Genomic DNA, 16,384 nt, shown 5'->3' with positions numbered 1-16,384 from the left:
CGCCGGTGCGCAGGGGTTCCAGGGCAGTCAGGGGTTCCAGGGGAACCAGGGATTCCAGGGCGGTTCGGGAGCGCAGGGTGCTCAGGGTGGCACCGGGGCGCAGGGCGGCCAGGGCACTGCCGGTACGCAAGGCAGCCAAGGCACCACGGGCGCGCAGGGCAGTCAGGGGTTCCAGGGTGGCGCCGGTGCGCAAGGGTTCCAGGGCAGTCAGGGGTTCCAGGGGAACCAGGGATTCCAGGGCGGCACCGGAGCGCAGGGTGCTCAGGGTGGCACCGGGGCGCAGGGCAGCCAGGGCACTGCCGGTACGCAGGGCGTGCAGGGCACTGCCGGTACGCAGGGCAGTCAGGGGTTCCAGGGCTTCCAGGGCGGCACCGGAGCCCAGGGCACCCAAGGCAACCAGGGGAACCAGGGATTCCAGGGCGGCACCGGAGCGCAGGGCGGCCAAGGAGCTACGGGCGCGCAGGGCACCCAGGGCACTGCCGGCACGCAAGGCAGCCAGGGCAACGTCGGCCCCCAGGGCGCGCAAGGGTTCCAGGGCGGTGCCGGTGCCCAAGGAAGCCAGGGCGGCCCCGGTGCGCAGGGCACTCAAGGATTCCAAGGCCACCAGGGCTTCCAAGGGGTCCAGGGCGCGAGTGCCGGGGCGCAGAGCACGGTCGTCTCCAACAGCGGCGCAGGCCAAGCCACGGTCTTTTGCCCCGCCGGTACATTCGCCGTCGGCGGCGGCTACCAGACCGCGTTGGTCAACCTCCAGGTGCTCAGCAACCGTCCTGTCGGGGGTTCCCCGGCTACTGGCTGGCAGACCACCACCAACGGCGTGGGCACCATCACCGTCTACGCGGTATGCGCGCCGTGAACCCCCGCACCGTGAACTCTCCTGACCGGCCGGCCGGCGCGCACGGCCGCACTAGGCGACGACGTCCGCGAGCATCGTCCGTGCAGCCAACGGTGCTTGCCCCTGCCGCACGGCTCAGTGGCGTCACCGGATCGGCGAGGTAGCCCCGTGAAGAAGCGGATCGTACTGTGGACCGGACTCGCCGCGGCAGTCGTGATCGCCAATACGGCGACCGGGTTTGTCCAGCTGCTCGCAGGAGACCCCGAGACCATCCTTTCGACTGCGTCCGGGCCCGAATCTCCCGCGGCCAAGCGTGCCGCGCGGGCGGAGGCACTGCTCCGAGCGGGCATCAAGCAGGGCGAGAACAAGAATTTCTCCGGGGCGACGCAGAGCTTCCGACAGGTCCTGGACCTGAACGTGAACCCTGCCGACAAACTCGCCTGGTACAACCTCGGCGTCATCGCCCAGCACGACAACAGGAAAGCCGACGCACGCGCGGCCTACGACCACGCCCTCAAGATCGACCCGAATTTCGAATCGGCCCTCTACAACAAGGCGCTCCTGATCGAGTCGAACCACCCCGACCAGGCCATCGCGATCCTGCGGCACATCGTGCGGGCCGACCCGAAGGCCGCCACGGCCCATCTGCACCTTGGACGGGCCCTGGCGAAGAAGGGCCGGGACAAAGAGGCCAAGGACACCTTCGGCCTCGCCGTCCGCGCCGACCCGTCGCTTCTACAGTTCGTCCCGGAGGAGTTCCGGGATTCCGCGAGCGCAGCACTGACAGCCACTCAGGTAGGTACCACGGAATGACTTCTTCCCCGACCCCGAGGTTCTCCGTCTTCACCCCCAGCCACCGACCGCGTTTCCTGGACGAATGCCTCGCGACCCTGCAAGCGCAGACCTGCTCCGACTGGGAGTGGATCGTCCTGCTCAACAACGGCGCGCGATGGCGGCCGGAACGCCCCGACGACCGTGTCCGGCTGGAGATCGCGGACGACGTCCGGGGGGTCGGAGCCGCCAAACGCCGTGCCTGCGAAGTGGCACGCGGCGAGATCCTCGTCGAGCTCGACCACGACGACCTGCTGGCCAAGGACTGCCTGGCGGAACTGGCGAAGGCCTTCGACGAGCACCCCGACGTCGTCTTCGTCTACAGCCACACCGCTCAGATCACCGAGGACGGAAGCCGGGACGACACGCGGTTCAACGAGGCGAACGGCTGGCAGTACGAGGAAGTGGAGGTCGACGGACGCCGCCTCCTGCAAGCCGTCTCCATGGCACCGACGCCGCACAACGTCTCGTACATCTGGTACGCCCCCAACCACGTGCGGGCGTTCCGCAGGGACGCGTACGAGCAGGTCGGCGGGTACGACGCCACGCGCACGGTGCTGGACGACCAGGACTTGATGTGCCGTCTCTTCCAGGCCGGTGACTTCCACCGCATTCCCCGATGCCTGTACCTGCAACGCATGCATCCCGACAACACCCAGCGCGACACCGAGATCAACGCGCACATTCAGCGCGAGACCGTCGCCCTGTACGACAAGTACATCGAACCCAACGCGCTCGCCTGGACCAAGCGGCGCGGGCTGCTCGCGCTGGACCTCGGCGCCGCGCACCGCAAGCCGCCCGGCTACCTGGGAGTGGACCAGTACGCACGGGACGGCGTCGACATCATTGCGACGCTGCCCGCACCCCTGGACCTCCCGGACGACTCGGTCGGTCTGCTCAGGGCGGTGGACTTCCTGGAGCACGTACCCGCGAAGGTTCCACTGATCAATGAGTTGTACCGCCTGCTGGCACCGGGCGGCATGCTCCTCACCCTCACTCCCAGCTCCGACGGCCGGGGCGCCTACCAGGACCCGACACACGTCGCCTACTACAACGAGAACTCGTTCTGGTACTACACCGACGATCAGTACCGCGCCTTCGTACCGGAGATCCAGGCCAGATTCCAGAACTCACGGCTGGTCACCTACTTCCCGACCGACTGGCACGCCCGGAACCAGATCTCTTACGTGGTGGCCAATCTGATCGCGATGAAGGACGGCGCCGAACGCTGCGGCGGTCCCTTGCTGGTGTGACGCCCCGGGTGACGAGGTGCGTGCAGGGAACACGGTCGCCCTTCGGGCTCGTCCGCGTGAGCGCTGGCGAACCGAAGGGCGCCGACGCCGATTGATCAGTCCCGTTGCGGTTCGCGGGAGGCCGGCTGTCCGCTTGTGCGAGACGTTCGGCGGATGACCCGAGAACGTCTCCGGGCCACGGGCACGGTGGACGAGACCCCCTGCGTGCCCGACGGACCGCGACTACGACACGGTCAACGTCTACGACGCCCTCGCCGCCAAGATGGCCGCCGGGGTCAAGGTCCGCGTCGTGGTCAGCGACCCGGCCGACCGCGGGGCCGGGGGCAGCGGCGGCTACTCGCAGATCAAGTCCCTCGCCGAGATCAGCGACACGCTCCGCGACCGGCTCGCCCTGCGGACCGGGGACCGGTGCACGGCTCCGCCTTCTACATCGGGTCGAAGAGCCTGTACCCGGCCTGGCTCCAGGACTTCGGTTACGTGGTGGAGAGCCCCACCGCGGCCCGGCAGCTCGACGCGCAGCTGCCGGCCCCGCAGTGCCAGTACTCCAGGGCGACGGCCACCGTCGACTACGAACGGGGCGTCTGCCAGGGCTGATCCCGCACTACCGGCTACGGGCGCGCCGCAGCCACAGGCCCACGGCGGTCCCGGCGAGGGCGGTCACCGCCACCCCGGCCGTCGTCCACCACCAGCCGGTCCCGCCGCCGGAGGCGGCGGCCGCGGGTGCGGCCGGGGCCGTGGCGGCCGGGGCGGCGGCCGACGGCGTACCGGACTGCTCCACCGACGGCGCGGCCCCGCTCGGCGACGGCGACGGCGCCGGACCGGTCGACGACGGCCGGGGATCGACCACCGGTACGGCGACCTCCCGCTCGCCGTGCCCCAGGGCCGGGAAACCGACGTCGACGGACACCTTCCAGGTGCCGGGCGGCAGCACCTCGGCCGTGCTCCATCCCGCACCGCCGGCGGAATCGCGTACCAGCCGCCAGGGGCCCGCGGTACGGGAGCCGTCCGCGCTCGTCGCGTTCACCGTGGCGGCCACCGCCTCGTCCACGGCGTCCCCGTCGTTCTCCCAGGTGACGTCAGTGGTGAGGTGGCCGTCGCGCTGGCCCGTGATCACGACCTTGACGGTGTCACCGTGCGCCTGGGCGGCGGTGGGGGCGGCCAGCGCCTGAGCGAGGGCCAGGGTCAGGAAGCCGCTGGCGGTCAGGGCCCGGAAGGAGTGTCGGCTGCGTCGCATCGTCGTGGTGCTCCCATTGCGGTGGGGTGTGGAGAAGAAGAAGTGAAGGGGGCGGTGGAGCGGGGACGGTCGTCCCCGCTCCACCGCCGGTCGGGTGCGGCGGGTCAGCCGGCCTTCTGGACCGTCCACACCTGCGTGGCGCGGCCGTCCGCGCGCTGGAGGTCGAGCAGCCAGTCCCCGTAGTAGGGCCGGTTGCTCACGGTCAGGGCGTAGCCGCCGGACGCGTCCGCGACGGTCACCGCGCCCCCGCGCGAGGAAACCCGCCAGTTCTGGGCCGAGTTGCTGCCGCAGGGCTGCTGGGCGACCCACACGCCGGCGGCCGGGGCACTGCCGGCCTGGAGGCACTTGCCGGAAGCCGCCGAGCGGATCCGGACGAGACCGCTGCCCGCGTCGTCGAAGTACCACTGCTGCGGCGCGTAGCCGTTGGCCCGCGCCCCGACGAGGACCGTGCCGTCGGCGGTCCGGCCGCCCCACAGCTCGGCGGCCATGCCGGTGCTGCCGTTGCCGAGCGTGTAGCGGGCGCCGGGGGTGGTCGCCCCGCCGCCGGCGCCCAGCGTACGGAAGGACGTGGTGCGGCCGGGTCCGCTGTCCCGGCCGGAGCCGTCGCGGACCGACACGGCGACCTTGTAGTCCGTGCCGGGCTGGAGGTTGTAGATGCGCAGGACCTGGGACTGCGTCCAGGTCAGGTGCTTGCCGTTCAGCAGCACCTGGTACCAGACCGCGCCCTCGACCTTGGGCCAGCTGACGACGACCGAGTCGGCCTTGAGCTGGCCCGCCGTCACCGTCGGACCGCCGGTCGGGCTCTTGGTCGGCTTGGGGCTGGGCGTGGGTGTGGGCGTCGGCTTCGGGCCCGGGTTCGGGTCGGTGCCGCCGCCCGTCCGCATCAGGAACTGGTTGTCGGCGATGTTCCAGTGCGTGGCGAGGTAACTGCCCGGCTTGGGGTTGGTGTGGAAGTAGTCGTCGTGGTTGCAGTCGAGGATGTTCTCGGCGGCCTGGTTGGAGCACACGTAGCGCATCTGCGGGTAGTACGGGGTGTCCGAGTAGCACATGACGTCGTACTCGTCCGTGCAGTGCGCGCCACGGCTGGTGTTCGGGGCGCTGTTGTTGACCGCTCCCAGGTTGTGGCCGAGTTCGTGCGCCGCGGTGTGGCCGCCCCAGCAGCCGGAGTCCGTCCGGCCGTAGGACGGGCCGAAGTTGCTCAGGTTGTCCTGGCCGTGCCGCTCGTCGCCGTTGAACGTGCCGATGCCGCAGTAGACCTGGGTGTCGGCGAAGATCATGTACTTGCGGTCGCGGCGGTCGAGCCCCTTGCCGGCGAGCGCGTTGTTGGTCGCGCTGAACTCCGAAAGGGCGGACGCGGGGAGTTCGATGTTCAGCACCGTCGGGGTGCAATCGGCGGCCGTGACGTAGCGGATGTGCCGGACGCCACCGGTCTCCTGGGCGCTCGTCGAGTAGATGAGGTCGGCGTCCGCCGCCCACTTGCGGAACGAGGCGACGTACTCGGAGTACCGGTCGCGGTCGGGGCCGTGTACGTAGACCACCTGGACGCGGTTGCCGGTGCTGCCGTCGCCGTCGCACTGGACGGTCTGGCCCGCGGGGCCGGCGGCGACGGCCTGGCCGCCGGACGACGGCGCGGGAGCCGCGGCGGCGGCCGCCTTGGCGGTGCGCGCGTCGGCGGCGGGCGCGTCCTGAGGACGCCCGTCACCTCCGGTGCTCGCGGGCGCACCGGCCTCGGGGTGGGCCGGATCGGCCGCGGCCGCCGTCGTCTTGACCGCCGGGGGTATCTCTGCCTTGATGTCGACGCCCTTGGGCGGCGCGTCGGGGCCGTGGGTGCACTGTCCCGCTTCGGTGCGGTAGACACCGACGCAACGGTCGCCCTTGGGCGCGGCCTTGAGGCCGTCGTAGATCATGCCGCGGGTGTTCTCGTTCGCGGGCGCCCCCGACAGCGGCGCCGGCTCCTGGTCCCTGGCCGGCGCGGCGGCCGGTGCGAACGTCTGGGGCAGTGCCTCGGCTTGTGCGGGCTGGGCCGCCTGGGCGCCGTCGCCCAGTCCGGAGTAGGCGAGTCCCCCCGCTATCACCGCCGCCGTCGCCATGGCGGCGGTGATGAGTATGAACCGCCGGGGTTTGCGCCGGTGTTCGGCTCGTCTGCGATGTCTAGTCATGCGCACCTCAACTCGTTGGTCGGAAGAGTGGGTGCGCGGAAGCCTGCCAGACGGGTCGCCCGGAGAATTCGGACAAACGGGAAAGGGGCTCGTGATATCTGACCGTTACCTACGTGGCCGTATTTGATGAACCCTCATATTCCTTGTTTTACAAGGAAGTTACGCGCATCGACCGGTATTGGTCCAGGCCTTTTATCGGCATCTCGTTATGCAATCGAGATACGGAGCACGGGCTTGTTGACGGTAATTCAGTCAGTGATTCATCTATTTACTACCAGCCGAATTCCTGCCGTCACAAGGGGTGATGCCGCCGGACCCGTCAGGTGAGGGGTCGCAGTCGCGAAGGGACGTGGACCACCGCGGGCGGTACGGAAGCGGCTTCCCGGGCGGCGGTGAGGGCGCTGCCCGCCTGCCAGGCCCGCCAGTCCAGGTTCCAGTCGCCGTAGCCGTTCCCGAACGGCGCCATCTCCTCGCCGCCGCTGTTCACCACCTGCACGACGTCCCCCTCCCGCACCGTCGCGAAGAACCAGGCGGCGTCCGCCGTGCTCATGCCGGTGCAGCCGTGGCTGACGTTGTCCTCGCCCTGCGCCTCCACCGACCACGGCGCCGCGTGCACGTACTCTCCGCTCCACGTCACCCGCGTGGCATAGCGGACCGGCATGTCGTAGAACTCGCTCGTGCCGCGCTGGATGCCCACGGAATCCCCCCGCATCCGGACCTCCAGCTCCTTGCCCAGCACGACCTTGACGCCGGATCGGGTGCGGAATCCGGCCTTGCCGGTGGTGACCGGGATCGTCCGGATGACCCGCCCGTTGCGGCGTACGGTCATCTCGTGCGCGGCGGAATCGGTGACCGCCTCGATGCGGTCCCCGATGCTGAGGTCGAGGCCGTCCGAGGAGCCGCCGTAGGTGTGCTCGCCGACCTCGACCCCGTCCAGCCCGCTGCGTACGTGCACCACCGCGTGGGCCGGCCAGTACGTGCGCGGCCGGTAGTGCAGCGTCGAGTCGTCCACCCAGTGCCACGCGCCCTCCACCGCCGGCTCCGAGGTCACCTGGAGCGCCTGCTCCAGCCGGGCCCGCGCCGTCCGGTCGGTGGCCGGAACCGGGCGGCTGAGGGCGGCCGTCACGATCTGACCCGCGCCGTACGTACCCTCCTTCGGCCCGAACTCCACCGTGAGCCGGCCGTCGGCCGTGGGCGGCGCCGTCCGGAACGCCATCGTCACGCCGACCGGTGTGCCCGCCGCGTCCTGGGCGCCGACCCGCACCGTGTACTGCTCCCCGGCGCGCAGCGGTTCGGTGTTGGACCAGCGCCGGTTCCCGGAGTCCAGCGCGCCGCCCACGTAGCGTCCGTGCCGGTCGTACACCGTGACGTCGGTCAGCCGTCCCGGTTCGACGAGCGCGATGTCGAGCGGCCCGTCGGCGTCCGTGGGCAGCGCCACCGTGGGCGCCGGACCCGCCGAACCGGCCGGCCCGCCCAGGACCGACCCGGCGCCCCAGGCCGTCGCCAGCACCCGCTGCTGCCGCCAGCCGTCGCACAGCCCGGCCTGGAAGGCCTGCTCCACCGCGCACCGGACGGCGACATTGCCGCGGCCCTCGTCGAGCGCCCTGCTGACCAGCAGGGTGACGGCCGCCTCCGCGCCGTCGGCGGCGAGCCGCGAGGCATCGGACCCCACCGGCCGGCCCGGCGCCGCGGCCACCACGAGGGCGGCCCCGGCAACCGCGGCGAGCGCGCCCCACAACCTGTTTCGTCCTGCCCCGTGTGCCGGTGTCATCGCCACGCAGCCTTCCCGGATCGCCCACCACCCGATCACGCCATCAAAACGATTGGCCGCCTGGATGATGATCACCCGCTCGGGCGGTGCCGCCGAACGAGCGCGCAAGACAACCCGCACGGAGCAAGGGCGCCGCCGTCGGCAGAGGCGGTGGTAGCTTCCGGCCATGGAACAGCGGATCAGCCTCATCACCCTGGGCGTCACGGACCTGGCCCGCTCCCGGGCGTTCTACGAGAGCCTCGGCTGGCGGGGCCAGGAGACCGAGGGGACCGTCTTCTTCCAGGCGGGCGGCCTGGCCCTGGTCCTGTGGAGCCGTACGGAACTGGCGCTGGACTCCGGGATCGAGGACCGCGGCCCCGCCGGGTTCGGCGGGATCGTCCTCGCCCACAACGTGCGCGACCGCGCGGAGGTGGATGCGCTGGTGGCGGCGGCGCGGACCGCCGGAGCCACCGTCACCAGTGCGCCGGGGACCACCTTCTACGGCGGCTACGCGGGCACCTTCACCGACCCCGACGGTCACCCCTGGGAGATCGCCCACAACCCCGGGTTCACCCTCGCCGACGACGGCAGCCTCGTCCTCCCCGACTTCGGGGCCGCCCAGTAGCCCGTTCGCCGTTCGCCGTTCGCCGGTCAGCGCTCTTCGGCAGGGGCGGGGTGCCAGGGGGTGGTCCAGTCGTCCAGGCCGTCGTCCTGCTCCGCGCCGTGGGCGAGACCGGCGGCGGCCGTCACACGGTCCCAGGTGCCGTCGGCGGACCAGATGCGGAACCGTTCGGCCACGGTGTGCCAGGGGCCGTAGTGCGCCGGGAGGTCCGCCCAGGAGGCCTCCGTCGAGGCCTTCCACAGCATCGCCTCGACGAGGCTGCGCGGCGCGTGCCCGAACCGGACGGCCGGGGGGAGGTGCACCTCGACCGCCGCCCACGCCCGGTCGTCGAGGAACTCCTGACGGGACGTCACGGCCGTGCCGCCGGCGCGCATCCGCCCGGCGGCGATGAGCACTTCGGCCGCCCGCAGCGCCTCGTGGGGGGTCCGGTGCCCCATGAGCAGGCACAGGGCGTCGGCGGCGCTCTCCAACTGGCCCCGCAGCACCGGATCGGCGGGGGCCTCCAGGGTGCGCCGGCGCAGGGCGCGCAGCCGGGCCAGGTGTTCCCGTACCCGACGCGGATCGGGGTGCGGTGCGGCCGGGCGGCCCTGGTGGGGCGGGGCGGTCGTGGTGCGGGCGCCACGGATGGCGGTGCGCAGGGCCTGGCGCAGCCCGGCGGGCAGATCGCGTCCGCTGACCAGGGCGACGACGGCCTCGGCCGTCTGCCGGGGTTCACTGCGGGCGGCCCGGCCGGTGTCCGCCAGGAGCCGGCCGGCCGTCTGCGCGTCGCACGGGACCAGCGCCATGAGCACGCCGGTCGCCCGGTCGGTCAAGGTCTTCACCGCGAGCGCCTCGGCGGCCGCGTCCGGCACGTTCCGGGTGCCTGCCGTCGAATCGTTCATCCGCCCCGTTCCTCCGCCCGAGCCGCCACACCGGGTGGCATGGCCTGCCTGTCTAACACCGGCGGACCTCGCCCCCGGGCGTGGCACGCCGAACCGGCCGCGCCGCCCCGGCCGATTCCCCACCCCCGGAGACGGGGGACGGGGGCGGCCCGGCCGTTGACGCGCCGTGCCGGGTGGGCGCGGTCAGGCGTGCGGCCTGGCCACGGCCGTGAGCCCGTAGTCCAGTTCGGCGCCGTCGACGAGCAGGGCCTCCACCACGCCGCTGGCGGGATCGATGTCCGCCTCCATGCCGTCCCCCGCGTACCGCGGGTACCCGGAGGCGCCCGTCTCGCCCGTCGCCCGGACGACGGCGATGCGCACGGGTTCACCGGCCGGGGAGGCTTCGCCCGGGTTCTCGGCGTTGGTGGGAACCAGCAGGATATCGAAGGGCTGCGGCGTGTTCATGGGAAGACGTTAACCATGCCGGACGGCTCAGCGGGGGAGCACCCGCCGCGTCCCTGTTCTTCCGGGCGCTGACGGGCGGCCGTACGCGAAGGAACGTACGGCCGCCCGTGACGCGGCGCCGGCCCTCAGCGGGACGTCGGCGCGGCCGCGTGTTCCAGGACCGAGCGGACCTCCGAGGTGATCGCCCGCTCGTTGCGCTCGAACTCCGGGCCGGTCAGCAGCTGCGGATCGGCCGGGAGCCCGGTCAGGACGGGGGTGTGCAGATGGCCGCCGGGCAGCGCCGGGGCGAGTTCGCCGCGCAGCCGGTTGGAGCGGTAGGCCACCTCGTTGGAGAGGTAGCCGCCCCCGCCGCCCGCCACGGCACGGGAGCCGGGGGTGGGGCCGTCGGCCCGGTCCACCTGCGCCGCGGCGCCCGCCGGGATCTCGGTGACCTCCGTGTTGAGGAGGACCGGGTACGGGGCCTGGACGGCCCCGGTCACCGCGTCGGCCGGCAGCGTGGTGGCGATGAACTCGGCGCCCGGGCCGAGACCCGGGGCGGTCACGGGGTGCTCCCGGGTGCCGCCCGAGAGGGCGCCGGTGTTGTCGGGGTACGGGTCCGCCGACCGGGCCCGGCCGGCCCACGCCTCCAGGGTGAAGATGCCGGGGTAGCCCTGGCTGACGGTGGTGATGACGTCCGCCGGGGCGGGGCCGCCGGCCAGCCGCGGCGCGAACGCCCGCTCCACGATCCCGGCGTCGAAGTCGGCGTAGCGCACGGGCAGGACGACGGCGCGGACCTCGGCGGGGCTCCCGTCGGCGAGGGTGATGCGCCGACCGCTCAGCTGGAGGGCGGCGGAGCCGGACGGGTTCGCGCGGCGCAGCTCGGCGTCGAGGCCGAACGGGTCGAAGCCGCTGATGAACACGCGCCGGACGCCGGGGGCGGCCCGGAAGTCGTTGTCCGTGAGGCCGCGCGAGGCGTCCTCGAACCGGCTGCGCAGCGCGGCGCGGTCCACCGGGAATCCCGGTTCCCAGCGCGCCAGCTGGGCGGTCATCGCCAGCCGGGTCCAGTACAGCGGCCGGTCGTCACCGGCCGGCAGGTCTCCGGCGGGCCGCCGGGCCTGGGCCCGCCGCACGGCGGACTGCCAGAGCGCCTCACCCCAGCCGTCGAGCAGCCGGCCGGCTTCGGCGGGGCCGCGCACCCCGCACAGCGCGGCGGGGAAGCGCCGGACGAAGTCCCCGAAGCCGCCGTCCTCGACGAGCGCCGTCGTGCGGGCGTCCGCGAGCCGCGCCTGCTCGGCGTCCAGAGCCGCGGTGGGGGCGGTGGGGGCGGCGGCGCAGGCGGCGCCGTCGGCCCCCTGCGCGGGGGTGGCGACGGCGATCGGGAGGAGGGCGCAGAGGAGGGACGCGGCAACCGCCGCGCGCCGTAAGAGCATCATGTGATGTGACATTACACAGCTCGCCTCGGCCCAACCAGAGCCTCTCCGGACAGCCCGTCAGCGCACCGGCGCCCGGCCGCCCTCACGCTGGTGCGGGAGCAGGACCGGCGGGGCGTCCTCCCGCTGGAGCGCGACCGTGCGCGTCGGGGCCGGGATCGAGATGCCCTCCTCACGGAACCGCTGGTGCAGCCGCTTGATGAACTCGTGCTTGATCCGGTACTGGTCGCTGAACTCACCGACACCGAGGATCGCCGTGAAATTGATCCGCGAATCGGCGAACGTGTGGAAGCGGACCGCTCCCTCGTGCCCGGGGACGGCGCCGTTGATGTCGGCCATCACCGTGTCGACCACCTCCAGGGTCACCCGCTCGACGTGCTCCAGGTCGCTCTCGTACCCCACGCCCACCTGCACGAGCAGCGACAACTGCTGTTCGGGCTGCGTGTAGTTGGTCATGTTCGTCCGGGCCAGCCGGCCGTTCGGGATGATGACCAGGTTGTTCGACAGGTTGCGGACCACGGTGTTGCGCCAGTTGATGTCGACGACGTACCCCTCCTCACCACTGCTGAGGCGGATGTAGTCACCGGGCTGCACCGTCTTCGACGCCAGGATGTGCACGCCGGCGAAGAGGTTGGCCAGGGTGTCCTGGAGGGCGAGCGCCACCGCCAGGCCGCCCACGCCGAGCGCGGTGAGCAGCGGCGCGATGGAGACGCCCATGGTCTCCAGCGCGACGAGCACGCCCATGGTGAGCACCACGATGCGGGTGATGTTCACGAAGATGGTCGCCGAGCCGGCCACACCGGTCCGCGACTGCGCCACGGACTGGACCAGCCCGGCGACGACCCGGGCCGCGCTGAACGTCGCGAAGAGGATCAGCAGCGCGGTCAGGGACTGGTTCACGATGCCCGCGATCCGGGCCGTGAGGGGCAGCGTCCCCGCGGCCACCGCGGCGCCCGCGATGACGGCCGCTCCCGGCGCGAGCGTGCGCAGCGCGTCGACGATGAGGTCGTCGCCGGTCCACCGGGTCCGCAGGGCGTGCCGGGCCAGCCAGCGCAGCAGCCCGCGCAGCAGGAGGGCGGCCACGCCTCCGGCGGCCAGCGCGATCCCGGCCACCAGCCAGTCGTGGAGGACGAGGTCCCGGTTCAACGCGGGCCCTCCGTCCCGCGCCGGACCGGGGGAGTGGCGACGGCCGCCGCGGGCCGTCGTATGAGGTGTGTCGTCACCTTGTCACCTGTCAGTTCGTCGTGCGGGGGCCCCCGTTCGGGCGATCGGACGCCTGGGGAACGGGAGTTTCCATCCTGCCCCATGGGGTGGGGTCCCCCGGCGGCCGGGCCGCCGCCGGCCCGGGTGCGGGCCCCCCACCGCGGTGAACGGCACCTGGAGCGGGCCCCGCCGACGGCGGCCGGGCGGCAGCGCGGCGAAGGCTGCACGCGGCGGCTCAGGATCCGCCGTCGTCCTCGTTGGCCCTGCGCACCCGGTCGTCGTCGGCCTTCGGCTGCGCGCCCGTACCGGTCCGCGACGGAGCCCCGGGCGCCCGGCCGTGGTCGTCCACCGTCCCGCCCTCGTGCTGGAGCAGCGGCCGGTGCGGCGGCTGCTCGGGGCGCGCGCCGCTCCCCTCGTCCCCCTCCCGCGCGCCGTCGGGCGGCGGAGCGGCGGGGATCAGGGAGCGCAGCGTCCGTGCCGTTTCCTCCGCGTCGGGAACGCTGACCGCGATCCGGCGGAACGGCGCGTCGCCGCCGAGCTCCAGGCGCAGTACGGAGCCGTCGGACCGGACGGAGACGAAGTCCTCGCCCTCCGGGGAACGCCGGATCCCCACACAGCGCCCGGGGTGCCAGCTGCCCCGGGCCGGCACGCCGCGCAGCACGCGCCACCAGCTGGACTCCACCGCGACCTCGCGCACCGCCGCCACCGCGACGCGCACGTCCCGCCGACGGCGGACGGCCAGCCGCTCGCGCACGGACAGACGTACGACGACCTCCGCCCCTGCCACCGAAACCCGGGCCATGTCGAGCCTCCTCCGGCCTCGCGCGCGGTCCCCACTGGTGTGCCTACCCGCGGGAACCGGCCGCATGGCCCGGCACGGCGAACTCCGGCCGGTGGTCGCCACCGGCCGGAGTCCTGTCTGCCGAGCCGCGGGGTCAGCGCTCGCCGCGGGGCATGTCCATGTCGTCGTCGCGCATCGTGTCGTCGCGCATCGTGTCGTCGTCGAGGGCGCGGTCGTGCGACACCTCACCCGGCTTGCGCTGGCGGCCACCCGGCCGCATGGAGCCGGGGTCCTGGCCGGGCTTCTGCTGCCGCTGGTGCTCCTGCTCCGCGCGGCCCTTGCCCGGCTGGTTCTTGTCCCGCATACCGCCCATGACGGTTCACACTCCTTGCTCTCGTGCGGAGGGCCCCATCGGCCTCCGCCCACGACGCTGCCATGGTCCGCTACGCGGCGCACCTTTTCGGTGACCGAGCGTGTGGTCCAGGGGATGCCTTACTGATGCCTTCCGGCCCTCCGGGAAGGGCCCGGGGGCCCGGTAGAAGCCGCGACGGGAGGGCACCCGCCCGGACATGGAAACGACACCGAACCGAACCACCGTCTCCTCCACCACCCCGCTGCGCGCCGTCGCGCTGGTCTGCAGCCTGACTCCCTCGCCGGACCGCTCCAGCTCCCACCTGCTGGCCGAGCAGACGATGGAGGCACTGGGCGAACACGGCGTCACCGGCAAGGTGATCCGGGTCGCCGACCACGACGTCAAGCCGGGGGTGCGGACCGACATGGGACACGGAGACGCCTGGCCCCGGATCCGCGAGACCGTACTCGCCAGCGACATCCTCGTCATCTCCACACCGATCTGGCTGGGCCATCCCTCCAGCGTCGCCCAGCGCGTACTGGAGCGCCTGGACGCGGAACTGTCCGAGACGGACGACCAGGGCCGCCCGCTCACCTACGGCAAGGTCGCGGCCGTGTGCGTGGTCGGCAACGAGGACGGTGCCCACAAGGTCAGTGCCGACCTCTTCCAGGGGCTGAACGACGTCGGCTTCAGCCTGGCGCCCGGAGCCGTCACCTACTGGGTCGGCGAGGCGATGCAGGGCACCGACTACCAGGACCTCGACAAGACGCCCGAGGCGACGGCGGGCACCACCGCGACCCTCGCCGCGAACACCGCGCACCTGGCCCGCTGCCTCAAGGCGGCCGCGTACCCGCCGAGCTGACCCGGCCGCCGCCGGCCAGCCGCCGCGAAGAACGGGGCGGTTCGCGTGCATGAGGCGGGCGGGCCGGGGCAATCGCCACTTCGGAGGTTGATAACTATGGTTCCCCTGCTTCTCGTCCTTCTGCTCGCTCTCATCCTGTTCGGCGCGGGCTTCGCGGTGAAGGTGCTGTGGTGGGTCGCGATCGCGGTCCTGGTGCTGTGGCTCATCGGCTTCGTCGCCCGTCCCGCGGGCGGTAGCGGACGCTGGTACCGCTGGTAGCACGCCGCCGCACACGCGCACGCGAACGGGGCCCCCTCCCGAACGGGAGGGGGCCCCACCGCGCTGTCCGGCTCCGCTGTCCGGCTCAGCCGCGGCTCAGCACTGGCGCAGGCCGTAGGCCGGGTCGTTGTTCGTGTAGATGTCGACGGCGGGGACGTTGCCCCAGGCGCCGTTGTCGAGCTGGGTCCAGTACCAGATGTCGTTCTGCCCCTGGTGCGGGTCGCCGTGGCCCCAGCACACGAACCAGTTGTAGCCGGTGGTGAGCGTGCCGCGGGTGGCGGAGCGGTACGAGCGGTCCGCGTACCCCTTGGCCCCGACCTTGTTGCCGCAGTAGAGCCTGCCGTCCGAGTGCACGCCGCAGTCGGCGGCGGGCTTGGCGGGGGCGGCGGGCGCGGCGCTCGCCACGGGCAGTCCGGTGGTGGTCAGCCCGGCCGTCAGAGCGGCCGCGCCGGCCAGCAGGGCGATCTTCTTGCGTACGTTCACGGTGTACTCCTCGAAATCCGTTGATGTCGCTGTCGGTGAAGGTGTGTCAGGGGCAGGTGGGGACGCCGTCCAGCCAGGCGGGACCCTTGACGTAGATGTTGGTGATCCAGGCCTGGTAGTCGGGCAGGTAGGACCAGGCGTCGTTGTGGTAGCCCTCGGCGTCGACGGGCTGGGCGTGCTTCTGGCAGCCGATCCGCACCCGGGTCGGGCCGTCGAACTTGTGGACCCGCGCGCCGGTCGTGGACGGCTCGGCGTGCGACCACACGTCCGTGCCCCAGGTGGAGAAGGTGCCGCCCTGCCCGGGGTCGGCCGCACCGATGCGCACGGCCCCGTTGTAGTCGCCGCCGAGCCGGACGTCGCTGACCATCACGTGGGTGCCGGACTGCCGGGCCTCGACCATCTTCCCCGCGCCGAGGTAGACGGCGATGTGGTGGATGCCGTTGTCACCGCCCCAGGCCAGCAGGTCACCCGGCAGCAGCGGTCCGGTGCCCTGGGACGCGCCGAACCGCGCCGTGACCCGGGACGAGTGGTACTGGGTGTTGGCCGTGCCGGCCAGTACGTCCTGACCGGTGGCCTGGGCGTACGCGTACCGGACGAGACCCGAGCAGTCGAACCCCTGCCGCTCCGGGTCGTGCTGACTGGCCGGATCGGAAGGGTCCACCTGCCCGTAGGTAGGGCCCGGCTGCGGCCCGTGGCCGCCTCCCCACGTGTACCAGACGCCGATCTGCGAGCAGGCGGCCCGGACCGCGGCCTGTGCGGCGCCGGACGCGCCCGGCGCGAGCACGTCGCAGCCGCCGTCGGCCGCTGCCGCGGCCCGCAGCGGCGCCGGGGCGGCGCCCGCCGGGTGGGCGGCACCCACGGCGCAGAGCGCCAGGAGGCCGACCGCCGCGAGGGCGTGCCTCGTTCTGTCAAGGATGGTGCGCATGCCTGGTTCTCCCCGTTCTCCCCGTTGTTCCCGACGGCTCCCCGGCCCACGACGTGGTCTCCCCCCGCCGTGGCCCGCGGCCGCCCCGCTTCCGCGCCGATGGCC

Annotated in this window: 18 protein-coding genes; 6 read left to right on the top strand and 12 right to left on the bottom strand. The window is 72.8% G+C overall.

Features of this window, described 5'->3' with window-relative positions; all coding sequences use genetic code 11:
* Positions 1-604, bottom strand: a 604-nt coding sequence (locus ACZ4M3_RS18950) for a hypothetical protein (protein ID WP_467733997.1), incomplete at its 3' end; no start/stop codon positions are given.
* A 396-nt stretch (positions 605-1,000) separates the two neighbouring features.
* Here ACZ4M3_RS18950 and ACZ4M3_RS18945 point away from each other — a divergent pair.
* From ACZ4M3_RS18945 to ACZ4M3_RS18935, 3 genes are all read left to right on the top strand, one after another.
* Positions 1,001-1,645, top strand: coding sequence for a tetratricopeptide repeat protein (locus tag ACZ4M3_RS18945; RefSeq protein WP_467733995.1), 645 nt, complete (start codon positions 1,001-1,003; stop codon positions 1,643-1,645).
* Entirely contained in the window at positions 1,642-2,916 is a 1,275-nt protein-coding gene (locus ACZ4M3_RS18940; protein ID WP_467733993.1) for a glycosyltransferase, read from the top strand. Before ACZ4M3_RS18945 ends, ACZ4M3_RS18940 begins: the two co-directional genes overlap by 4 nt.
* Positions 2,917-3,324: 408 nt before the next feature.
* Positions 3,325-3,510: a hypothetical protein gene (locus ACZ4M3_RS18935; RefSeq protein WP_467733991.1), complete on the top strand. Its 186-nt coding sequence runs from the start codon at positions 3,325-3,327 to the stop codon at positions 3,508-3,510.
* Between the two features lie 7 nt (positions 3,511-3,517).
* Here the strand turns inward: ACZ4M3_RS18935 and ACZ4M3_RS18930 are convergent, their stop codons facing one another.
* The 3 genes from ACZ4M3_RS18930 to ACZ4M3_RS18920 form a co-directional block, all read right to left on the bottom strand.
* A complete protein-coding gene (locus ACZ4M3_RS18930; protein WP_467733989.1) occupies positions 3,518-4,150 on the bottom strand; it encodes a hypothetical protein in 633 nt (210 codons plus the stop codon).
* Positions 4,151-4,254: 104 nt separating this feature from the next.
* Positions 4,255-6,309, bottom strand: a complete 2,055-nt coding sequence (locus ACZ4M3_RS18925) for an RICIN domain-containing protein (protein ID WP_467733987.1) — start codon at positions 6,307-6,309, stop codon at positions 4,255-4,257.
* A 319-nt stretch (positions 6,310-6,628) separates the two neighbouring features.
* A complete protein-coding gene (locus ACZ4M3_RS18920) occupies positions 6,629-8,080 on the bottom strand; it encodes a L,D-transpeptidase (RefSeq protein WP_467733985.1) in 1,452 nt (483 codons plus the stop codon).
* 166 nt (positions 8,081-8,246) lie between these two features.
* Here ACZ4M3_RS18920 and ACZ4M3_RS18915 point away from each other — a divergent pair, with 166 nt between their 5' ends.
* Positions 8,247-8,684: a VOC family protein gene (locus ACZ4M3_RS18915; RefSeq protein WP_467733983.1), complete on the top strand. Its 438-nt coding sequence runs from the start codon at positions 8,247-8,249 to the stop codon at positions 8,682-8,684.
* A gap of 26 nt (positions 8,685-8,710) precedes the next feature.
* Here ACZ4M3_RS18915 and ACZ4M3_RS18910 read toward each other — a convergent pair whose 3' ends face one another.
* The 6 genes from ACZ4M3_RS18910 to ACZ4M3_RS18885 form a co-directional block, all read right to left on the bottom strand.
* Positions 8,711-9,562: a transposase gene (locus ACZ4M3_RS18910; protein ID WP_467733981.1), complete on the bottom strand. Its 852-nt coding sequence runs from the start codon at positions 9,560-9,562 to the stop codon at positions 8,711-8,713.
* A 183-nt stretch (positions 9,563-9,745) separates the two neighbouring features.
* A complete protein-coding gene (locus ACZ4M3_RS18905; protein ID WP_467733979.1) occupies positions 9,746-10,006 on the bottom strand; it encodes a hypothetical protein in 261 nt (86 codons plus the stop codon).
* A 125-nt stretch (positions 10,007-10,131) separates the two neighbouring features.
* Complete coding sequence (locus ACZ4M3_RS18900) at positions 10,132-11,418, bottom strand: pyroglutamyl peptidase (protein ID WP_467733977.1); 1,287 nt, start codon at positions 11,416-11,418, stop codon at positions 10,132-10,134.
* A gap of 57 nt (positions 11,419-11,475) precedes the next feature.
* A complete protein-coding gene (locus ACZ4M3_RS18895; RefSeq protein WP_467733975.1) occupies positions 11,476-12,561 on the bottom strand; it encodes a mechanosensitive ion channel family protein in 1,086 nt (361 codons plus the stop codon).
* A gap of 292 nt (positions 12,562-12,853) precedes the next feature.
* Positions 12,854-13,420, bottom strand: coding sequence for a hypothetical protein (locus ACZ4M3_RS18890; RefSeq protein ID WP_467733973.1), 567 nt, complete (start codon positions 13,418-13,420; stop codon positions 12,854-12,856).
* A gap of 133 nt (positions 13,421-13,553) precedes the next feature.
* Positions 13,554-13,772 carry a hypothetical protein gene (locus ACZ4M3_RS18885; RefSeq protein ID WP_467733971.1) on the bottom strand — a complete coding sequence of 73 codons (219 nt, stop codon included), beginning with the start codon at positions 13,770-13,772 and terminating at the stop codon, positions 13,554-13,556.
* 196 nt (positions 13,773-13,968) lie between these two features.
* Between ACZ4M3_RS18885 and ACZ4M3_RS18880 the strand changes: the two genes are divergently transcribed.
* Complete coding sequence (locus tag ACZ4M3_RS18880; RefSeq protein WP_467733969.1) at positions 13,969-14,613, top strand: flavodoxin family protein; 645 nt, start codon at positions 13,969-13,971, stop codon at positions 14,611-14,613.
* 96 nt (positions 14,614-14,709) lie between these two features.
* Positions 14,710-14,871, top strand: coding sequence for a hydrophobic protein (locus ACZ4M3_RS18875; RefSeq protein WP_467733967.1), 162 nt, complete (start codon positions 14,710-14,712; stop codon positions 14,869-14,871).
* Positions 14,872-14,967: 96 nt separating this feature from the next.
* Here the strand turns inward: ACZ4M3_RS18875 and ACZ4M3_RS18870 are convergent, their stop codons facing one another.
* Both ACZ4M3_RS18870 and ACZ4M3_RS18865 read right to left on the bottom strand, forming a co-directional pair.
* A complete protein-coding gene (locus ACZ4M3_RS18870) occupies positions 14,968-15,354 on the bottom strand; it encodes a hypothetical protein (RefSeq protein ID WP_467733965.1) in 387 nt (128 codons plus the stop codon).
* A 46-nt stretch (positions 15,355-15,400) separates the two neighbouring features.
* Positions 15,401-16,279 (bottom strand): C40 family peptidase, encoded by an 879-nt coding sequence (locus ACZ4M3_RS18865; RefSeq protein WP_467733963.1) that lies wholly within the window; start codon positions 16,277-16,279, stop codon positions 15,401-15,403.
* Positions 16,280-16,384 lie beyond the last annotated feature (105 nt).

The organism is Streptomyces sp. NPDC026522 (assembly GCF_055567555.1).
This window is presented reverse-complemented; position numbering and strand designations above follow the sequence as displayed.